The 17,952-nt window shown below is 45.0% G+C and carries 10 protein-coding genes and 1 pseudogene; 1 reads left to right on the top strand and 10 read right to left on the bottom strand.

Annotated elements, in window-relative coordinates; translation table 11 throughout:
• Positions 1-16: 16 nt before the first annotated feature.
• The 8 genes from F6K52_RS16150 to F6K52_RS16115 all read right to left on the bottom strand — a co-directional run bounded on the left by F6K52_RS16150 (position 17) and on the right by F6K52_RS16115 (position 14,202).
• Positions 17-391, bottom strand: a complete 375-nt coding sequence (locus F6K52_RS16150) for a hypothetical protein (protein ID WP_293079310.1) — start codon at positions 389-391, stop codon at positions 17-19.
• 284 nt (positions 392-675) lie between these two features.
• Entirely contained in the window at positions 676-1,638 is a 963-nt protein-coding gene (locus tag F6K52_RS16145) for a hypothetical protein (RefSeq protein WP_293079308.1), read from the bottom strand.
• Positions 1,639-1,726: 88 nt separating this feature from the next.
• Positions 1,727-2,500: a PEP-CTERM sorting domain-containing protein gene (locus F6K52_RS16140; protein WP_293079306.1), complete on the bottom strand. Its 774-nt coding sequence runs from the start codon at positions 2,498-2,500 to the stop codon at positions 1,727-1,729.
• Positions 2,501-2,690: 190 nt separating this feature from the next.
• Complete coding sequence (locus F6K52_RS16135) at positions 2,691-3,857, bottom strand: MFS transporter (protein ID WP_293079304.1); 1,167 nt, start codon at positions 3,855-3,857, stop codon at positions 2,691-2,693.
• 432 nt (positions 3,858-4,289) lie between these two features.
• On the bottom strand, positions 4,290-4,475 hold the full coding sequence (locus tag F6K52_RS16130; protein ID WP_293079302.1) for a hypothetical protein: 186 nt from the start codon (positions 4,473-4,475) through the stop codon (positions 4,290-4,292).
• Between the two features lie 118 nt (positions 4,476-4,593).
• On the bottom strand, positions 4,594-7,728 hold the full coding sequence (locus F6K52_RS16125; protein WP_293079300.1) for a non-ribosomal peptide synthetase: 3,135 nt from the start codon (positions 7,726-7,728) through the stop codon (positions 4,594-4,596).
• Positions 7,729-8,107: 379 nt separating this feature from the next.
• Positions 8,108-9,379, bottom strand: a complete 1,272-nt coding sequence (locus F6K52_RS16120) for an FAD-dependent oxidoreductase (RefSeq protein WP_293079297.1) — start codon at positions 9,377-9,379, stop codon at positions 8,108-8,110.
• Between the two features lie 116 nt (positions 9,380-9,495).
• Positions 9,496-14,202, bottom strand: coding sequence for a type I polyketide synthase (locus F6K52_RS16115; protein WP_293079295.1), 4,707 nt, complete (start codon positions 14,200-14,202; stop codon positions 9,496-9,498).
• A gap of 147 nt (positions 14,203-14,349) precedes the next feature.
• Here F6K52_RS16115 and F6K52_RS16110 point away from each other — a divergent pair, with 147 nt between their 5' ends.
• Complete coding sequence (locus F6K52_RS16110; RefSeq protein ID WP_293079293.1) at positions 14,350-14,547, top strand: hypothetical protein; 198 nt, start codon at positions 14,350-14,352, stop codon at positions 14,545-14,547.
• Positions 14,548-14,770: 223 nt separating this feature from the next.
• Here F6K52_RS16110 and F6K52_RS16105 read toward each other — a convergent pair whose 3' ends face one another.
• Both F6K52_RS16105 and F6K52_RS16100 read right to left on the bottom strand, forming a co-directional pair.
• Positions 14,771-15,262, bottom strand: a complete 492-nt coding sequence (locus F6K52_RS16105; RefSeq protein WP_293079312.1) for an acyl carrier protein — start codon at positions 15,260-15,262, stop codon at positions 14,771-14,773.
• A 207-nt stretch (positions 15,263-15,469) separates the two neighbouring features.
• Positions 15,470-17,902 (bottom strand): annotated as a pseudogene (locus F6K52_RS16100) (SDR family NAD(P)-dependent oxidoreductase); the annotation flags it as partial.
• Positions 17,903-17,952 lie beyond the last annotated feature (50 nt).

Below are 17,952 nucleotides of genomic sequence, written 5' to 3'. Positions count from 1 at the left end.
CTCCTCTTCTCCTCTTCTATAGGTAGCCAAAAAAGTTAGAAAAGCCGGTGACATCATTCAAACTAGCTGACCGGGTAGAACCACTGTCAGGCTCTTCAGGACTTGCCTGCCTTCCAGTAGTGTAATAGGGAGCAATGTTACCTGGCGCATTCTTGCTGATTTCTATATGACCCACATCTGGTGCAGTGAAATCAAGATTGAAGAACGCTGTAAATCCTTCGTTCTCAGATGGGTCTCCAAAAAAATTGAGGACGTGATCAGAGTCGATTGGTCGTGCGTCAATATTTTCTAGTCTGCTATAGTCGAAAGTTGCTGCTTGAGCAGGTAGCGGGGTCCATACTGCAGCGGTGGCAGTTAGTCCTAGAAATATGGAAAGGTGAGACTTACGCATAGGTCAAAATGAACTCCTATAAAAACTCCTGGATATGGTTTGAGAAGGGGGGGTTAAAGAGATGTTTTTGGGGGGCATGTCAGTTTTGTTAATCTCTGATTTAGATCCCCCATTATCCCCCTTGATAAGGGGGACTTTTGAATCTAATTCCACCCTTTGTTAAGGGGAATTTTGAATCTAATTCCCCCCTTTGATAAGGGGGGTTAGGGGGGATCGATGATCCCTGTTTTTGATGGATAAAACACACTGATTTACTCCCATAATTGACTACCCTAATTTAGCTATTACTGTTTCAGCTTTTGTGATGTCATCCGAGCAACGGTACCTAAAGCTCCCAACATGAATAATCCTAATACTGAGGAAGATTCTGGTACACTGGTAGTACTACCTACTATTCTTATGTCTATTGGGTAAGACAAGGTGACGATTTCAAATCCCTGACTAACAGAAAAAGAAAAGTCAGACAGTTCAGGTTGATCTATAGAAAATAGCTGAATAAATCCACCCCCAGCAGCTACATCTTCTAAAAAAGCATCAGCCAATCCCGAGGCTAAAGGATCTAAGCCAGGCGCTTTGAACGCTGGGGTTGGGTTACCCCAAAAGATATTAAAATTTCCAACCTGGGTACCAGGGTTGTCGTTAGCTGAGACAAAGTAAAAAGGTGAATAGCCAAAATTGATTATCTTAGTTGTGCCAACAGTGATAAAATACTCCACATCATCTGGATTAGCTTGAAAAATTACTTCCTCAATTGGTGAATCCGGACTCCCGAACCAATCTTGACCCAGCTTATCTTCGCCCAAGTTCCAAGTTTGGGTCACATCTCGGTCACTTGTTGGAATAAAGTCAAACCCAATACTACTGAGGGGAATATCGTTTTCTTTTAGGTAGTTGAAAAAGTTAGGCAAGCCAGTCACCCCCTCTAGGGTAGCTGACCGAGTACCGCGCGTTGCAGGATCGGGGCTACGCCCCGGACCTACTGTATAATACCTCGCATTATCTGTACCTGGGCGGAAACCGATATGACCTGCGTCCGGAGCCGTAGGATCTGCATTACGAAAAGCTATATATCCCTCATTATTAGCGATATCACCAAAAAAGGAGAGTACGCTATCAGACTCAATCGGTAGTACTGGCAGATTTTCAACTCTGCCAAAGTCAAAGGTCTGAGCAACAGCTGTTGTAGGTGTCAAGACTAGGGCAGTAGCTGCCACTCCTAGAAATAGAGAAAGGGAAGAATTACGCATGTTGAGTCAACTCCTATTAACAACAGTAGGGTAGTTAACGACAATTGGTGCTCTAATTTGACGATTCGCGCTTGTTATTAAGAACCAGTCATGCACAACGACGTCGCTTACCAACGGCTAAGGCTGCACTAGCAGCGGTTATAACTGCAAAGACACTACCAGGTTCAGGCACCTGAGTAGAACCAGCTTCTACAAACGTCCGATCTCCTCTAGCGATCGCAATTAGCACACCTTCAGTGACAATTGGATCGGTGACCCCAGCAGCAACCTGAGCATCGATCAGAAAATTGCTAAAATCCTCAGATATGCTGATTAGTAAAGGATCGAGACTCCAGGTTTGATTGGGCAGATCAAAAACCGGATTCCCCGGTGGTTGGGAATCGAAGATAGCCAACCCAGTATTGGCTGTATCTGTAAGTGAAAACTCGAACGTAGTCGGATCGAAACGGGCAGATAAGTCTCCGATTTCGAATACCGGAGGAAGGTCAATCTTAGTGGTATCTACGTCAAAAAAGATGCTGCCACTTAACTCTGTTGAGCCACTGAAGGGAAGGAAGAAATCTGTCTCCTCATCATAGAGAAATTGAAAGCTATTGCCTAGAACGTTAGGATCCGAGCTGCGAGGAAGCACAGAAAAAGCAAAGGAGAAACCTGGCGCTGGTTCAGCTGTCTGCTCTATGGAGTCTATATTTACAGATAAGCCAATTGACTCTAGAACAGCGAGTCCATCGGGATCTAATGTAATGCTCTCCTTACCACCAGTCTCGTCATAGAGTATGGGTTGAGCTTGAGCAGGTAAAGGGGCGTATAGGGCAATGGTTGCTGTTAGACCCAATAGTAGGGAAATAGGATAATTACGCATAGTTGACTTTTCCAATAAAAGTTGCTTCTACAGATAATTAATCTTGAAGGTATTCTACTTCAGAAACTCCTGTTGCTTATCTTGTCTTATTGATTTGTTACATACTTCCTTGCTAGAGGAAATTTAAATTATTTCACTCAAGAGATAAAAAAAAACCTGATTTGAAATCTTCATCAGGTCTTTGATGTAATTAATTATACCCAAGCATCCTTTTCTTTTTGGTTCTCATTAGGCGCACCATAAATATTACAAATATTGCTAGCATCAAGCTAAAGATGAAACGATCACCCCAGTATTTCATAGCTAAAGCAGAAAGAATCGGACCTGCTGTACAGCCAGCACTGTATATAGCAGTAAACAGAGCCGTTCCAGAGGGTAATTTTTCTGTGGAAAGTTTAGATCCAATCAGTGCTCGTGATAAGGGAAAAATTGGACTCATGCTAGCGCCAGCAATAAAGGCAAACACTTTGGTAGCCATGATGTTATCGAGTAATGAAAGACCAAGCACAGACAGGACAACCATGCATACGCTACCTAAAAGAACCTTTGATTTGCTAAATCTATCGGCTAAATGGGTAACAGGAACAGTAGCAACCAAACCTCCAATAATAAACACACTAAATGTATAACCAATTTCCTCTACACCATAGTCATGGCGCAGTAGATATACTGGATAAAGAGAGACTAATGTAGCGACACTAAACCCGTAAGCAAAGGCTCCTTGAAGCGGCAGTTTAATCTTTTTGAAAACTGCTAGACGTGGCTGTTTAAAAGAGATGGATTTTTCGGGTAAACCAATTAAGACTACTGCTATGCCACTTAGCACCAACATGCTTCCCAAAGAAAAGGTAATCCTTGGAGAAACGTCATAAAATGCGGAACCAATCACTGGACCGATACCGAATCCTAGGCTAAAGCACAAAGCTTCTAAACCATTTACAATTGACCGATTACTGTCATTACAAAAGTAATTTAATGCGGTTTGTCCGGAGACTAAGTACAAGCACACAGCAAACCCCATGACAGTACGGATAATGAACCACAACGATAGGTTTGTTGTCAAGGGAAACAGGGGAGCGGCTAACCCCATCAGGGCAAAGCCAAGTATCATCGTACCGCGAAGTCCTATTCGGCGCAACATTTTGGCGACGATTGGCGTTCCTAAGGCGATGACCAGAAAATAGACTGTGGAATTCGCCCCGATCCAAACATCATCAATGCCATGTTGAGCCATCAGGGTTGAAACAAAAGGATTAAACAGCCCTAGGGAAAGCCCAGATAAGAAAGCGACAGCATACAAAGCTGGTAATCCCGTCGCAAAGGGAGAGTTGGATGTGGTTGAAGGAAATCTCTGCATTGTCTTTGTCAAGCTATGGATTATTCAATGATTTCTGTCAAGGTGTACTATGTTGGCTTGCACACGCAGAAGTCAGAAGTCAGAAGTCAGAAGTCAGAAGTCAGAAGTCAGAAGTTAAACTCTTGCGCTTACTTAGGTTTGAGACTTTTGTCATGTCTCTTGGTGCGCATTCACGCTTGTCGGGAAACCCGACCGGGGTCGCACCGCTCCTAACTGCCCTGGCGACTGCTATAAGTAGTAATAGGTTGCACAGGCATAAACAGTACTTTCGATTTCTTCTCCCCAGGACTTAGGCAGTAACTCTACCTGTAGGGTGTGTTATTAACGCACCGCTGTTTTGGGGGGCTGGGGGGGATCTGCCATCTCCCCCCTTGTTAAGGGGGGCTGGGGGGGATCTTCAATTAGCTGAGGTGATCAGCCTGTGCAGTATATTTACTTGTCTGGGTTAAGTCTTTCCTTTACGCCTAGTGTCGGTTTTTGTAACAATCCTTTACAAACAATCCATACCATTGGGAAAACCCTTTGATTAATCTCGCTGGTATAGCGCAAGGCAAAAGGCAAGAGGCAAAAGGCAAGAGGCAAAAGTTCATGTCCATTAGCTTTTGCTGCTTCTATCAATGTCCTAACTTTAATGCGTAGTGCTATACGTGGGGAAAAGGTATAACGCTGGGTGCCCAGGCGCAGAGCCCGGGCACCATAAATATTGTTTATTATGGGTATTCAACCGGACTTGATATCATACCCTGGTGGCATCGAGATTCAATGCTTCGGTGTTGATTCGAGCAATCATGTCATTGATCAGCCCTAAGTATCCCTGACCCAATTGGCGGATAGTTCCGGCATTATGGAAATTGCGAGAATATTCGATGCCTACGTGGACAGTGCCATCAACGATAGAGAAGAAAAACTCTAGCAACGTAGTTCGTTTCTGTCCTGGAGGGGATAAACGGCGATCGCGTTCTTCCTGAATGAACTCAAACCCCTCGAAAGCGGGAACCGATCGATTTCCTAGATAATTTGCGCGTACTGGAGTCAAATTAGCATCAGGATACATGTAACTCGGTAATTGGTCAGATACCCAATCAAACGTGACACCATTCATGGGCAATCCATTAAATTGGTCTTTGATGTGCTTGATGGTTTGCTGCCATGGCTGGTTTTGCTCCACCTCAATTCCCAGTGGGAAATTCACCGCGAAGTTACCGATACTTTCCCAAAACATTTGGTTATTACCCAAATCCCTGCCGTGGCTACGATGACTGACTACCACCCAAGATTTGTGAGACCAACGAGCCATTAGTTGATACAACGGAGCGAGTAATAGGGTATAGACATTGCACCCGTAATGCTGTTTGGCTTCCCGTAACAGTGTCTGAGTCTGGCTTGTGGTTAGGGTAAAGTGTTCACTCTTGGCAGAGTCTTCCAGATTCAGTCCGAGACCATAGTCCAAGGGAATCCCGAAGGTATAGTCTTCTGAGGGAAACTGAGATTTCCAATACTCAACATGCCTCGGCTTAGCTCCCCGTTTGTCTTCCGCTAACAGCAAATCGATGTAATCTGTATAAGAACGCGGGGAAGGGTTCTCAAAGCTGACGTTACCACCTGCCAACATCTGGTTATAGACAGACCAGAATTCTTTGAATAGCACAGGACCACTGAACATATCTGCGATCATATGGTGAATAATGGTGGTGATGTCGTAGCAGGATTCATTAACCTTGACCACTATGTTTGCCAATAGGGGAAACTCATCGATCTGCAAGGTTTGACTGATTTGCTTGATCTTACTCCTGATATAGTGCTCGCGCTGTGCTTCTGTGAGCTGACTGCCATCATAGAACACTAACGTCGGTGGCTGTGGCGGATTCATTACTTGCTGTTGCCATTGTCCATGGTTTTGGACAAACACAGTAGCCAGACCAGGATGACGTGTCACCATTACCTTGAAGGCTTCGTTGAAAATATCCAGATTCAAGGGTTGGTGATATCGAAAACGGGTGTATCCTGTCCACTGGTAAGGAGGCTCAAAGTATGTTACCAACCAATTCTGAGCCGGTCCGAGGGGTAAGTATTGATTAAAGTTCTCGGTCTTATCGGTCTTATCGGTTCTATCAGTATTATCAGTCTTATTGGTCTTATTGGTCTGTTGCAGTTGTGGTTGTGGTTGCGATCGCACTTGTGGTTGTGGTTGTGATCGCACTTGTGGTTGCGGTTGCGATCGCACTTGTGGTTGTGGTTGCGGTTGCGATCGCACTTGTGGTTGCGGTTGCGATCGCACTTGTGCTTGTGGACGATTACCTTTGATCAAAGCCTGTAACGCTTTGCGATCCAACTTACCATTATGATTCTTGGGCAAGCTAGGTAGCCATTGAATCCGTTGAGGAATCATATAATGGGGCAATTTTTGGGAAAGATGTTGCTTAATTTGAGGATTATCTACTTTGTTTCCAGACAACCAAGCGACTAGCCGTTTCCGTCCAGCTCCAAAATCAATTGCCAAAACAGCAGCTTCACGCACCTCTGGATGAGTATTTAGTACACTCTCGATTTCTCCAAGTTCTACCCGAAAACCGCGAATCTTAACTTGGTTGTCCATCCGTCCATGGTATTCAATAGTACCGTTTGGCAATTCCTTGGCCAGATCACCGGTCAGATAGAGAGTCTCTCCTGGAATTTCAGGGAAGGGATTGGGGCGGAAGGCTTTGGCCGTGCGATCGCTATCTTTTAGGTAACCTTTAGCCAGTTGTACTCCACCAATCCACAATGCCCCTAGCTCACCAGGAGCCACAGGCTGCATTTGGTCATCGAGGATTCTCAGGTAAACATTATCGATAGCTTTCCCAATCGGAATAGTTTCTTTAGGACGCTCAGTAATGATATGGGCGGTGACATCAATGGATGCTTCTGTTGGACCGTACAGATTAGCCAGTCCAGTATCCATACCGTACTTATCAATCCAATTTTGGATGAAGGATAAAGGTAAGGCTTCACCACTAAAGATTAACCAGCGCAGGTCAGGAAATGTCCAGGATTCTTTTTCCAAGGCACTGGTAAACTCCCCAAACAAGGAAGGGACGAAGTGCATGATAGTAATGCCAATGTCCTTCATCCACTGGGCGAATTCCCAGGGATTGAGGACGATTTCCCGTTCTACAGGACAAATCGTCGCTCCTTCCATTAATGTCCAGAACAGTTCCCAGACTGATATATCGAAACAGAACGAGGTTTTCTGGGCTACTCGGTCTCCAGGTGTTAGCTGGAACGCCTTTTGCATCCACTCTAGGCGGTTCATATAACCCCGATGGTTCAGCATTACTCCTTTGGGACGACCGGTAGAACCAGATGTATATAGAACCGTCATCAAGTCATCGGGGTCATTGATGCTGGAAAGATCCTGATCAGAGCATCTAGACCAAGTGTTTCGATTGACTTGGGTTAAGTGGTTGACTTCACTCAGAGGTTCCCCTTCGTCTAAGAACATCAAAGTTTGCAAGGGTAAGGTTTGATCTAGGGATTCTAGGATTTTCTCAGTGACCTGATGTTCAGTGACCAAGGTGCTAATTTCTGCATGGTCAAGAATGTAGCGAATCCGTTCTGCTGGATAAGAGGGGTCTAAGGGAACATAAGCTCCCCCAGCTTTGACGATACCTAAAATTCCGATTAGCATCATAGGACCACGCTCGGTCATGATGCCCACTAATGTATTGCGGTTTACTCCTTGAGACCGTAAGTAATTAGCAACTTGATTGGAAAGATGATGTAATTGTGCGTAAGTTAGTTTAGTTTCTTTGTGCAGAACAGCGATTGCATCGGGGGTTTGTTGGGTTTGTTCTAGAATTTTAAGGTAGGGAATTTCGGTGATTTTATTCATTGTATTTCCTGGTAAATTTTTGTTTTTTTTATTTGAAACCCAGAGTTTAAAATAATTTAACTGTTATACCGCTGGGAGAATTGAATAGGGAATAGGGAATAAGGAACAGGGAATTAAAAAGCTGTATTGATGCAGTTGCTCATGGATTTTCCCTTCTAATACCGCGATGTATAGCTTTTAAAATAAACCTTTAATTTAAAAACACAATTACGCCCATTTATATAGATATTTATTAATTAATATATTTTTTGGGCTTTTTTATAACCTCTGTAACGCGTGCGCTTTAAACCTTTAAATTACCCTAAATTAACGCCTAAGCTAACAATCAACAATTAACCCATAATATTTAACTGTTGATTGTTGATTTAACTTATTTTTTTTACTTTTTCAGTTGCTTGACGAGTTCTAAAGCTGAAGAAATTCCACTTTCATGAAATCCATAAGAATCAATGCCTCGTTTTTTGATATGAAAATAAGTCCCTGAGAAATAAACAGGTCCTGTTTCATTCAGTTTGTAGATTTGCTTTTGAGCTTCCAGGGTATTCATGTCATATTCAGGATGCCTGTATTTGATAATCTTGATAATTTTGCTTTCGTCTAGTGCTATTGGAGGAGTATCCAGGGAGACAAAGTAATCCTTTTCGGCAATAAAATTATGCACCATATTAGAGTAGTATGTGACAAAGGTATGAAGTTTACTGTCTTTCGTAACTTGCCCATAGTTCCATGATTGCCATGTGCCTTTATCTGGGTGCATAATTACTGGATCAGTATGCAAGGTTACGTCGGTTTCATGGTATTTAAAGCACCCGAGTAATTTTTGTTCCAATTCTGTTGGGCTTTCCAACAGCCTTAGTGCTTGGTCAGCATGAGTAGCGATAATAACTTTGTCAAATACCTCTTCTCCCTCTGCTGTCTTAACAATGGCTTTGTTTTGATCCCGTTTAACAGAAATAACTTTTTGTTCTGTGCGAATCGGTCGTTTCAGAGAAGAAGCTACTTTTTCAACATATCGTGTACTCCCTCCGGTAACGGTTTCCCATTCTACCGATTGACCACCCAAGCCCCCTTGGTCATGAGTCATGAAAAAACTAATAAAGGTAGAAGCGGGAAACTCCATCAATGACTCGGTAGGAATTGACCATACAGCTGACCCCATCAACATCACAAAGTTGTCTTGAAACTCTTGGCTGTAATTATTCTTTTCTAGATACTCCTTCATCGAGACACGAGTTTTGCCCTCCCAAAAGTCGGACCGACATTGCTTGAAAAATCGCTTGGCTTCCTGATGAATTTCTACCAAATTAGTAGAAAACTTTTTTTCAAAGTCTGCTTGACTGAGTTCGAGGTCATTAGAATTAAATTGTAAGTCCGAGTCGAGATTATAGAAATTAAATCCTCCCACATGCTTTTGAGTTTTAACACCCAAGTCTTCAAAGAATTTTGTTAAGCCGGGATAATTGGGCTTATTAAAGACAACAAATGCGGTATCAATCGAGATTGATCTATCTCCCTCTCCCAGGTCAATGGTATTAGCATGACCTCCAACTCGATGACTTTTTTCATAAACATCAACCTCGTAGTCATCTTGAAGATAATAAGCGGCTGGTGTACCAGAAATTCCCGAACCGATAATTGCTAACCTCTCCATAACTCCTCCAATTTCTAGTGAATAGTGAACAGTGAACAGTGAAAAATAAACCTTAAACTCTAAACCTTAAACTCTAAACCTTAAACCTTAAACCTGTAACCTTTAACCTTTAACCTTTAACCTTTAAAAGATTGGCTCAGGGTGGATGCCATTTCTTGCACACTCCGACAGCTGAGTAAGCCTTGACGATCGACTTTACCGTAGAGCTTTTCTAGGTGGGTAACAATCCGAATTCGTTCTAGGGAATCTACTCCTAAGTCAGCTTCTAGGTCTAGATCCATCTCATCAGCGGAGATGGGATAGTGACAGATTTCTTCTGTTACTTGTCGCAGGGTTGACTCGATAGCGGTATTTGTTGGTAATGGCTGCTGAGATTTGGATGGCTGCTCAGGTTGAATTGTCAGTGAGACTAATTCCTCTATCTGAGCAATGTATTCCGTCATTAAGTTATCAATCTCGGACAGTTCAAAAAAGTTGTAGTCGTAACTAGCAAACATATGCAGACGGCCATCGAATACCTCTTGTAAGATATCCACAGTTCCAGGAGCATTTATGCCACCCGCTTGATAATCTGTTACATTAACAGAACCGTACTGAGTTTTAATATGGGTGTGTCCTGTGTAGGGGAAATAGAGATTGGATTTCAACGCACTCCGAAACATAGGTAAAGTATGTTCAGGAATTTCGCCGTTTTCCAGAGCAATATTTTCTTTGAAGATCATGCCCATCTGGCGAGTCTGGGCGCGGTCAATACCACTGGCTATGCCATTTTGGATGACTTGATGAATCCGGTTTAATAGAGCTTGCCAGTCTTCATCGGGCTGAGGCGGAGCAAAGCTAAGGGCTAAATTCTGGGCAAAGCTGCTGACGACATTAGATGCATCTACCTCAGGATAGACTCTGCCACTGGTGGGAATTTGAATAATCGGGGATTTGGTAGCGTCAAAATTGTTATTTGTGCTGTTATTTGTGGTTGTGACCCTAAGGTCATGGGAGTCTAGCTTAACAACTGCTCGCAGAAATGCTCCTAGTAGTAAGGAATTCACGGGCAATCGCCATTCAGCAGTTTTGGCAATTAGTTTATCTGTGGTCTCCTGGGTCAGGCAATATTTGTGGCTGTAGAATTGGGAATTCTGGTAGTCAACAGGTTTACCTTTAGGATTCCAAATATACGACTCTTTACCTTGGCTAGCAGTATACTCAGCAAGTGCTTGGTCTTCCTCTGGATCCTGCCAAGCATTCATGGCTGCTACCACTTCAGCGTAATCCTTGAGGGTGGTGGCTGGTGGGAGTATGGGCTCTTCACCACAACTACGGGCGCGATAAATTTCCATAAATTCCCGTAGAATGACATGATTACTCAGACCATCCGAGATCACGTGTTCGATGCCTAAAAAGAGCTGATAAACAGAGTCTTCAAGACGTATGACAGAAAATTGATGGAGTGGCCATTGAGTCAAAGACCATTCGTAATTTAGCCAATCATCTACTTCTTCTGCTACTGCTTCTTCTTTGGCTTCATTGTCTAAATGCCGGATGTCGATAAACAGGATTTCTGGGGGAGTGGGATTGTCAATAATTTCTAGCTGGTAGTCTTTGAAGCTAGTGGCACCAGAAGGGACATGGAAATGCGATCGCAACATCGGATGCCTTGCCAATAGGTCTTTCCAGCTAGCCCAGGCAATGTCTAGGTCAAAATCTCCCTCTAATCGTAAGCTGGAGAAGAGGCTGTTGGAATTAACAACCCAGTAACCTAGCAGGTGAAAGTATTGACCATGGAGTAATTCGATACTGTCACTACTGTCACTACTGTCACTACTGTCACTACTGTCACTATTTTGTTCTAGGTTTTCTGCTGGCGTCAAAGCCATCTCTGGTTCAGTAACCGTAGCGTTTTCCTGATAGTTTTTATGATAGTTTTTATGATAGTTTTCCTGATAGTTTTCTTTGCTTTCCCCACTGGCTAAAGTGTCTTCCCCAAGGGTGTTTTCCTGATCAGAGTTAGACGCTGTTACGGTAACAGAAACTTGCCATTGTTCTAATACCTGAATAATCTCTCTGAGGGTTTGCAACTGCATTAAATCCCGCAAGGAAAACTCGCTACTAAATGCTGCTTTTTGCTCTTGTGGAATCAGTTTTACCAAGCCATTCATCAGTTGGGTAATCATGATCGAATCTAAGCCCAACTCACCCTCTAAGGACATATCCAGACCTAACTGGTTTTGAGCAATGCCAGTTGTCTTAGCCACTAGCCCTAGGATCCGCTGTTCTAGAGTGAGCTCAGCCACAGATAGTGCTTCGTTCTGAGTGCTTCGTCCTGAGTGGGGAAATTCTGGGGTATGGCTTTGAGGGATTGGACGTGGCTGGTGGTAGTCCCCTGGTTCTAGGGTTTGAGTTTCAAACCAGAAGCGTTCCCGCTGGAAGGGATAGGTAGGTAGAGGCACCAGGCGGCGTTGATAGTCTCGCTCAAAGCCAGACCAATCTACTGCTACTCCTTGCACTGATAACTGAGCCAGACTCTCTAGTAACTGTTGCCAATCCGACTGTCCTCGACGTAGGGAAGGCAGCCAAACTCCAACTCCCACTGGCAAACATTGTTGTGCAATCTCTAGGAGTGCTAAATCCGGACCAATTTCTACAAATAACTCATAACCCTGTGCTTGCAATGTTTCCATTGCACTCTCAAATGTTACTGACTGCTGCTCCTGACCAGACCCATCGGTAGGGCTAGTCATGTCAGTTTGCCCTACCAGGGAGCCAGTTACACTTAATTTCAGACCATCTTCTAGGGTATAAGCCCCTTTTATACAAGCTGCTACGTATTCTCCAACACCTTGGCCTAGAACCACATCTGGCTCAATTCCCCAAGAGCGCCATAATTCACAGAGGGCATACTCTATAGCAAACAGGGCTGCTTGAGTGTAGGGGCTTTGATCTACGAGGCTGCTGTGGTTAGTGGTTCCTGTTCCTTGGGGATAAAGGATGTCCACCAGGGGTTTTTCTAAATAAGGTTGTAGGATTTCGGCACAGCGGTCTAGGGCTTGGCGGAAAGTGGGGGCTTGTTGGTAGAGTTGATGTGCCATACCCACATACTCAGAGCCTTGACCAGTGAACAAGAAGGCTATTTTGGGTTGGCTGTTTTTAACCTTAGCCGTGAATACTCCTGGTGAGGTAATACCCGCCTGGAAAGCTGCTAAGTGTTGGCAAAGTTGGTCTTTGGAGTTAGCTACTACAGCTAGACGATGGTCAAAACCGGCTCTGGTAGTGTTGGCCGTGAAGCAAACATCTGTTAAAGGTACTTCAGGATTAGTAGCTAGGTACGTCTCAAAGCGATTAGCCAACTGTTGCAATGCTTGTTCAGTTTTGGCGGAGAGGTTAAGGAGGTGCTGTGATCGTTCTACATCCACCTGCACTGGCTCAGGAATTGTTGCTTCTTCCACCACGATATGAGCATTAGTTCCACTGACACCAAACCCACTCAATCCAGCGATACGTGATTCATTTAGGGTTGAGTGCCAAGGAGTGAGTTCAGTAGGAACCTGAATCGGAAGTTTGTCCCAAGGTATATGAGGATTGGGGTTTTTCAGATGCAGATGGGGTGGTATTTGTTGATGTTGTAGCGCCAATACTAATTTAATTAGTCCTGCTACACCAGCAGCTGACTCCAAGTGACCAAGATTAGTCTTAGCTGAACCAATGATTAAAGGTTGGTCTTTAGTACGCTCTTGGCATAATACTGCTGCTAGGGATTCAACCTCGATTGGGTCTCCTAACGATGTACCGGTACCGTGGGCTTCTACATAGCTAACTTGCTCTGGCTTAACTCCACCATTAGCCAACGCTTTGCGAATCACTGCTTGCTGGGCGGGACCATTAGGAACTGTCAGACCACTACTCGGTCCATCTTGGTTAACTGCTGTACCCCGAATTAGGGCTAAAATATTATCCCTGTCAGCGATCGCATCACTGAGGCGCTTGAGTACCACCATCCCGCACCCCTCTCCTCTGGCAAAACCATCTGCCGCTGCATCAAAGGTTTTGCAACGACCATCCCGGGCTAGCATTCTGGCTCTAGAGGTGGCAATCGTACCATCTGGGGACAGGATTAGATTCACCCCACCAGCAAGGGCAAGATCACAGTCTCGGTTGCGTAGACTTTGGCAGGCTAGATGGACGGTGACTAAGGAGGAAGAACAGGCTGTATCTACTGCCATACTGGGTCCTTGTAACCCTAAAGTATAGGACAAGCGTCCAGCTACAGCGTTAAGACAATTACCTGTGGCAGTGTAGGCATCGATAATAGTTTGATCCCCTAACCGGGTCTGGAGTTGCAAATAATCATTGGTAGTAATGCCGACAAAGACACCAGTTTGGCTATTCCGCAGTTGCTCTGGTGACTGACAAGCTTGTTCGATTGCTGCCCAACTTACTTCTAAAAGCAGCCGATGTTGAGGATCCATGCTTATGGCTTCTCGGGGTGTAATACCAAAGAACTTGGCATCAAATTGGTCTACCTGATCGATAAAGCCAGCATTGCGGACATACATTTTACCAGGGGCATCAGGGTCCGGGTCGTAGTATTGCTCGATGTCCCATCTATCTTTAGGCACCTCAGTGATGGCATCGACTCCATCATGGAGCAAAGACCAGTATTTATCAGGATTGTCAGCACCACCGGGAAATCGACAACCCATACCAATGATGGCAAGTGGTTCTGTCTTAGAACGCTCGATCGCTTCAAGCTTGGAGCGCATTTTCCTAACGGCTAGCAGTGCATTTTTCAAGCGAGAGCTATGGTCTATGGGTTCTGAAGTTTTATTCATTGCAACAATTTCCCAGTGGTATTCATAATTGGGGCAAGGGAATTTAAACTGCACAGCAATTAGATTGCTTTCCCCAAAATTTGTCAAAAATTCTATTTAGGTCTTTGATTACTTGTCAGGCTTGCCTTTGGAATTTACGCAAAATTATTGAAATTGATCTATACCGCTGGGAATCGGGAATCGGGAATCGGGAATCGGGAATCGGAAAACAGAGGGAGATGTGGGGAGATGGGGAGATTGGGGAGATGGGGAGATGGGGAGATGGGGAGATGTAGGGAGATGGGGAGATGTGGGGAGATGGGGAGATGGGGAGTCAGATTAGCAACTGGTGTGGTTTCCAATTAGCAACTTTGCTAAAGACAAGGTTTTAGCAATTATTCTTGAATAATACATAGTATAGCGATAAACTTTCAGCAAATGGTCTGAAAGTTTATCGCTGAAAGTTGATTGCTGCTAAACATTCAGCAGTCAGCCTTTAGCTGTTTGCGTAACAGCTTAAGCTGTTCGCGTAGCGTGGCCAAAGGCCTTTAGCTGATAGCTGATAGCTGATAGCAATTGCTATCACTTACTAATTGAAGACTAGAGTTACTAATTCTTCATCTAGTAATGAAGCCAAATCCTCTTCAGATAATTCTTCTAGCTCTTCTGTAGCTGCAGACGATTGGTCATGATCACTGTGACTTAAGCCAAGAGAGTCATCTGCTCGGTCTAAGCATAGAACATCCTGAGCCAGATAATTAGCAAGAGCGTTGATATTCGGATAGTTAAATGCCAATGTTGAACTCAAGGTTTGTCCCAAGCTACCTTCTAAGCGGCTCTTCAGCTCCACAGCCATCAAAGAGTCCATGCCTAATTCGGCAAATCCCTGTTGACCTTTGATGGGATGGGATTGATCCAAACGTAACACCTGGGTAACTTCTTTTTGAAGATAAGCTACTAACAGGTCTTGACGTTTCTGACCAGGGGCATTTGCTAATTGCTTTAGAAAATCAGGACGCTGTGCTGGAGTTGACTCTTTGTGATCTATCTGTGAGTCTTGGATCTGTGAGTTTACTCCCATGTTTGCCATCAGCGATCGTTGTCCTTTGACCTCATAAAGTGGTTTGAAGACATCCCAGTTGACCTTAGCACCGATTACTTGAGGGCTGTTTGACCCGATCAGGGATGGCAAAATGGATATGGCTTCTTCTGGTTGCCATGGGTCTACTCCTATACGCTTCAATAAGGTCTTGACCTCTTCAGATGCCATGCCACCTTCAGCCCACGGTCCCCAATTGATGCTCAAAGCGGGTAATCCTAGGGCTTGACGGTGATGTGCGATCGCATCCAGGAAAGCATTAGCAGCGGCGTAATCGGCTTGTCCCTTGGAGCCCCACACAGAGGCAATCGAGGAGAAGCAGACGAAAAAGTCTAGGTTGATCTCTTGGGTAAGTTGATGCAGTAGCCATGCCCCCATGACTTTAGGTTTCAGGGTAGCCTGAAGTACATTCAACTCCATCCCTTGCATTTCGTGATAATTTTCAATCCCGGCGGCATGGATAACACCTTTGAGGGGAATCTGAGTGTTACGCAAGTGTTCAAATACCTCAGACATCTGACCCTGATCACTGACATCAGCTTGAGCCACAATCACCTTGGCTCCCATGGCTTTGATAGCTTTAACAGCCTTGATCCGTTTCCAAGACTCACTGTCTTCGGGTAAGCTTGCCCACTGCTCTGATGGCGGAAGTCCTCGGCGTCCTAATAGCACAAGGGTTTTTGCCCCTTGTTCAGCCATCCACTGGGCAACCCGGAGTCCCAAACTGCCCAAGCCACCAGTAATCAGGTAGATACCATCAGCCTCCACAGGTAAGGATTCGGTTTGAGTGGGTTTGCTAGATACCAAGCGAGCAACATAGCGTTGTCCGTTGCGGAAGGCTACATGGTCTTCCCCGTCTGGCTGCCAAATTTCTGGGAACAGAGCCATGGCCTGTTGGGTAGCACCCTTATCACCAGAATTACCAGATCTAGATGGGTCTAAATCTAGTAGTCCTCCCCAAATTTCAGAGTGTTCCAGGGCAATCACTCGTCCCATGCCCCACAAAGAGGCTTGAGCCAGTGCTACTGGAGCAGGGTTGGTTTCCACTGCTTGGGTGCCAGAGGTTACTAACCACAATTTCGGTAAGGTTGCACTGCCAGTATTGACCAGTGTCTGAACTAGTGACTGAACTAGGTGCAGTACGCTGCCACAACCCAAAACGTGAGACGCTTCGAGAGATGATGGTGTGAGTGCTTCAGACTGTTCAGCCTCTAGACTCCACAGATGAATTACTCCATGACAGGGCAATGGATTATTTCCAAGAGTTTCCTGGAACAACCGCTGGAAATGATTGGGATCAGCGGGGTTGATGGTGCCAATTCCTCCTGGTAGGCTTTGGTAAGCTTCACCTGGATAAATCAGGCAACAACTGTGACCATGCGATCGCAAATTTTCTGCTAATGCCTGTCCTACGCCACCGTAATCTGCAAAGATCAGCCATTGACCAGGCTCAGTTGCTTTAGTTTCTGCTTCCTGGGTACGCTCTTGAGTTTGCCACTTAACCTCGTACAGGGCATCCCTCAGGTACTCTGAATTAACCTGCTGTTGGTATTGCTCTAGCAACAGTTTCAGTAGCTGATGTTTCTCGGTGGAAAGATTAACAAGACGTTGGGAAATATTAGCTACATCCTGACTCTCGACCATTGATTTGGCTTGCTCTGCACTTAGTGCCTCTAACCAATCCAACGGGGTAGTCTGTGGGGTGTGGACAGGGGGATTTGCACCATTTTGTGATATTTGTGGTATAATATCCTTCGATTTTGGTGCCACTGTCTCAATCCAATAGCGAGTGCGCTGGAAGGGATAGGTAGGCAGAGGTACGATGTGGCGTTGATAGTCTTGGTCAAAGCCAGACCAATCTACTTTAACCCCTTGCACGGACAAGGAAGCCAAACTCTGGAGCAACTGTTGCCAATCGGACTGTCCTCGACGTAGGGAAGGTAACCAAACTCCAGTTTCTGGTGGCAAGCACTGTCGTCCCATACCCAGCATTACTGGATGAGGTCCAATTTCTACAAACACCTCGTAGCCCTGTGCTTGTAAGGTTTCCATCGCAACGGCAAATTTAACTGACTGCCGCACCTGACGACGCCAATAACCAGGGCTAGTCACCTCACCTGCTTCTACTCGTTTACCAGTCACACTGGAAATCATTTCAATTTGGGGCTCGGAGGTGTTAATCTGAGCTGCGTGTTGCTCAAAGGCATCCAGCATGGGCTCTACTAAGGGAGAATGGAAAGCATGGGAAACCTTCAAGGGTCGGACGTCAACACCCTTGGTTTGTAGTTCAGTCACCACGGCTTGTACCCCTGATGCTACCCCTGAGATGACTATGTTTTCAGGCCCGTTAATGGATGCGATCGCAACTTGGTCAGCGTAGGGAGCAATAGCTGCTTTCACTTCTGCTTCCGGTGCTAACACTGCAGCCATTTCTCCTCCTGGGGGCAAGGCTTGCATCAGTCGGGCACGCTCAGCAATTAACTTTAAGCCATCTTCCAGGTTATATACCCCTGCTACACAAGCAGCTACATATTCCCCAACACTGTGACCAATAACACCATCTGGCTGAATGCCCCAGGAACGCCATAACTCATACAGGGCATATTCTAAAGCAAACAGTGCGGGTTGGGTACTGTTTCTGTATTGTGATTTAGGACTTCAGGTAAGGCTTG

The organism is Moorena sp. SIO3H5, assembly GCF_010692395.1.
Classification (GTDB): Bacteria; Cyanobacteriota; Cyanobacteriia; order Cyanobacteriales; family Coleofasciculaceae; genus Moorena.
This window is presented reverse-complemented; position numbering and strand designations above follow the sequence as displayed.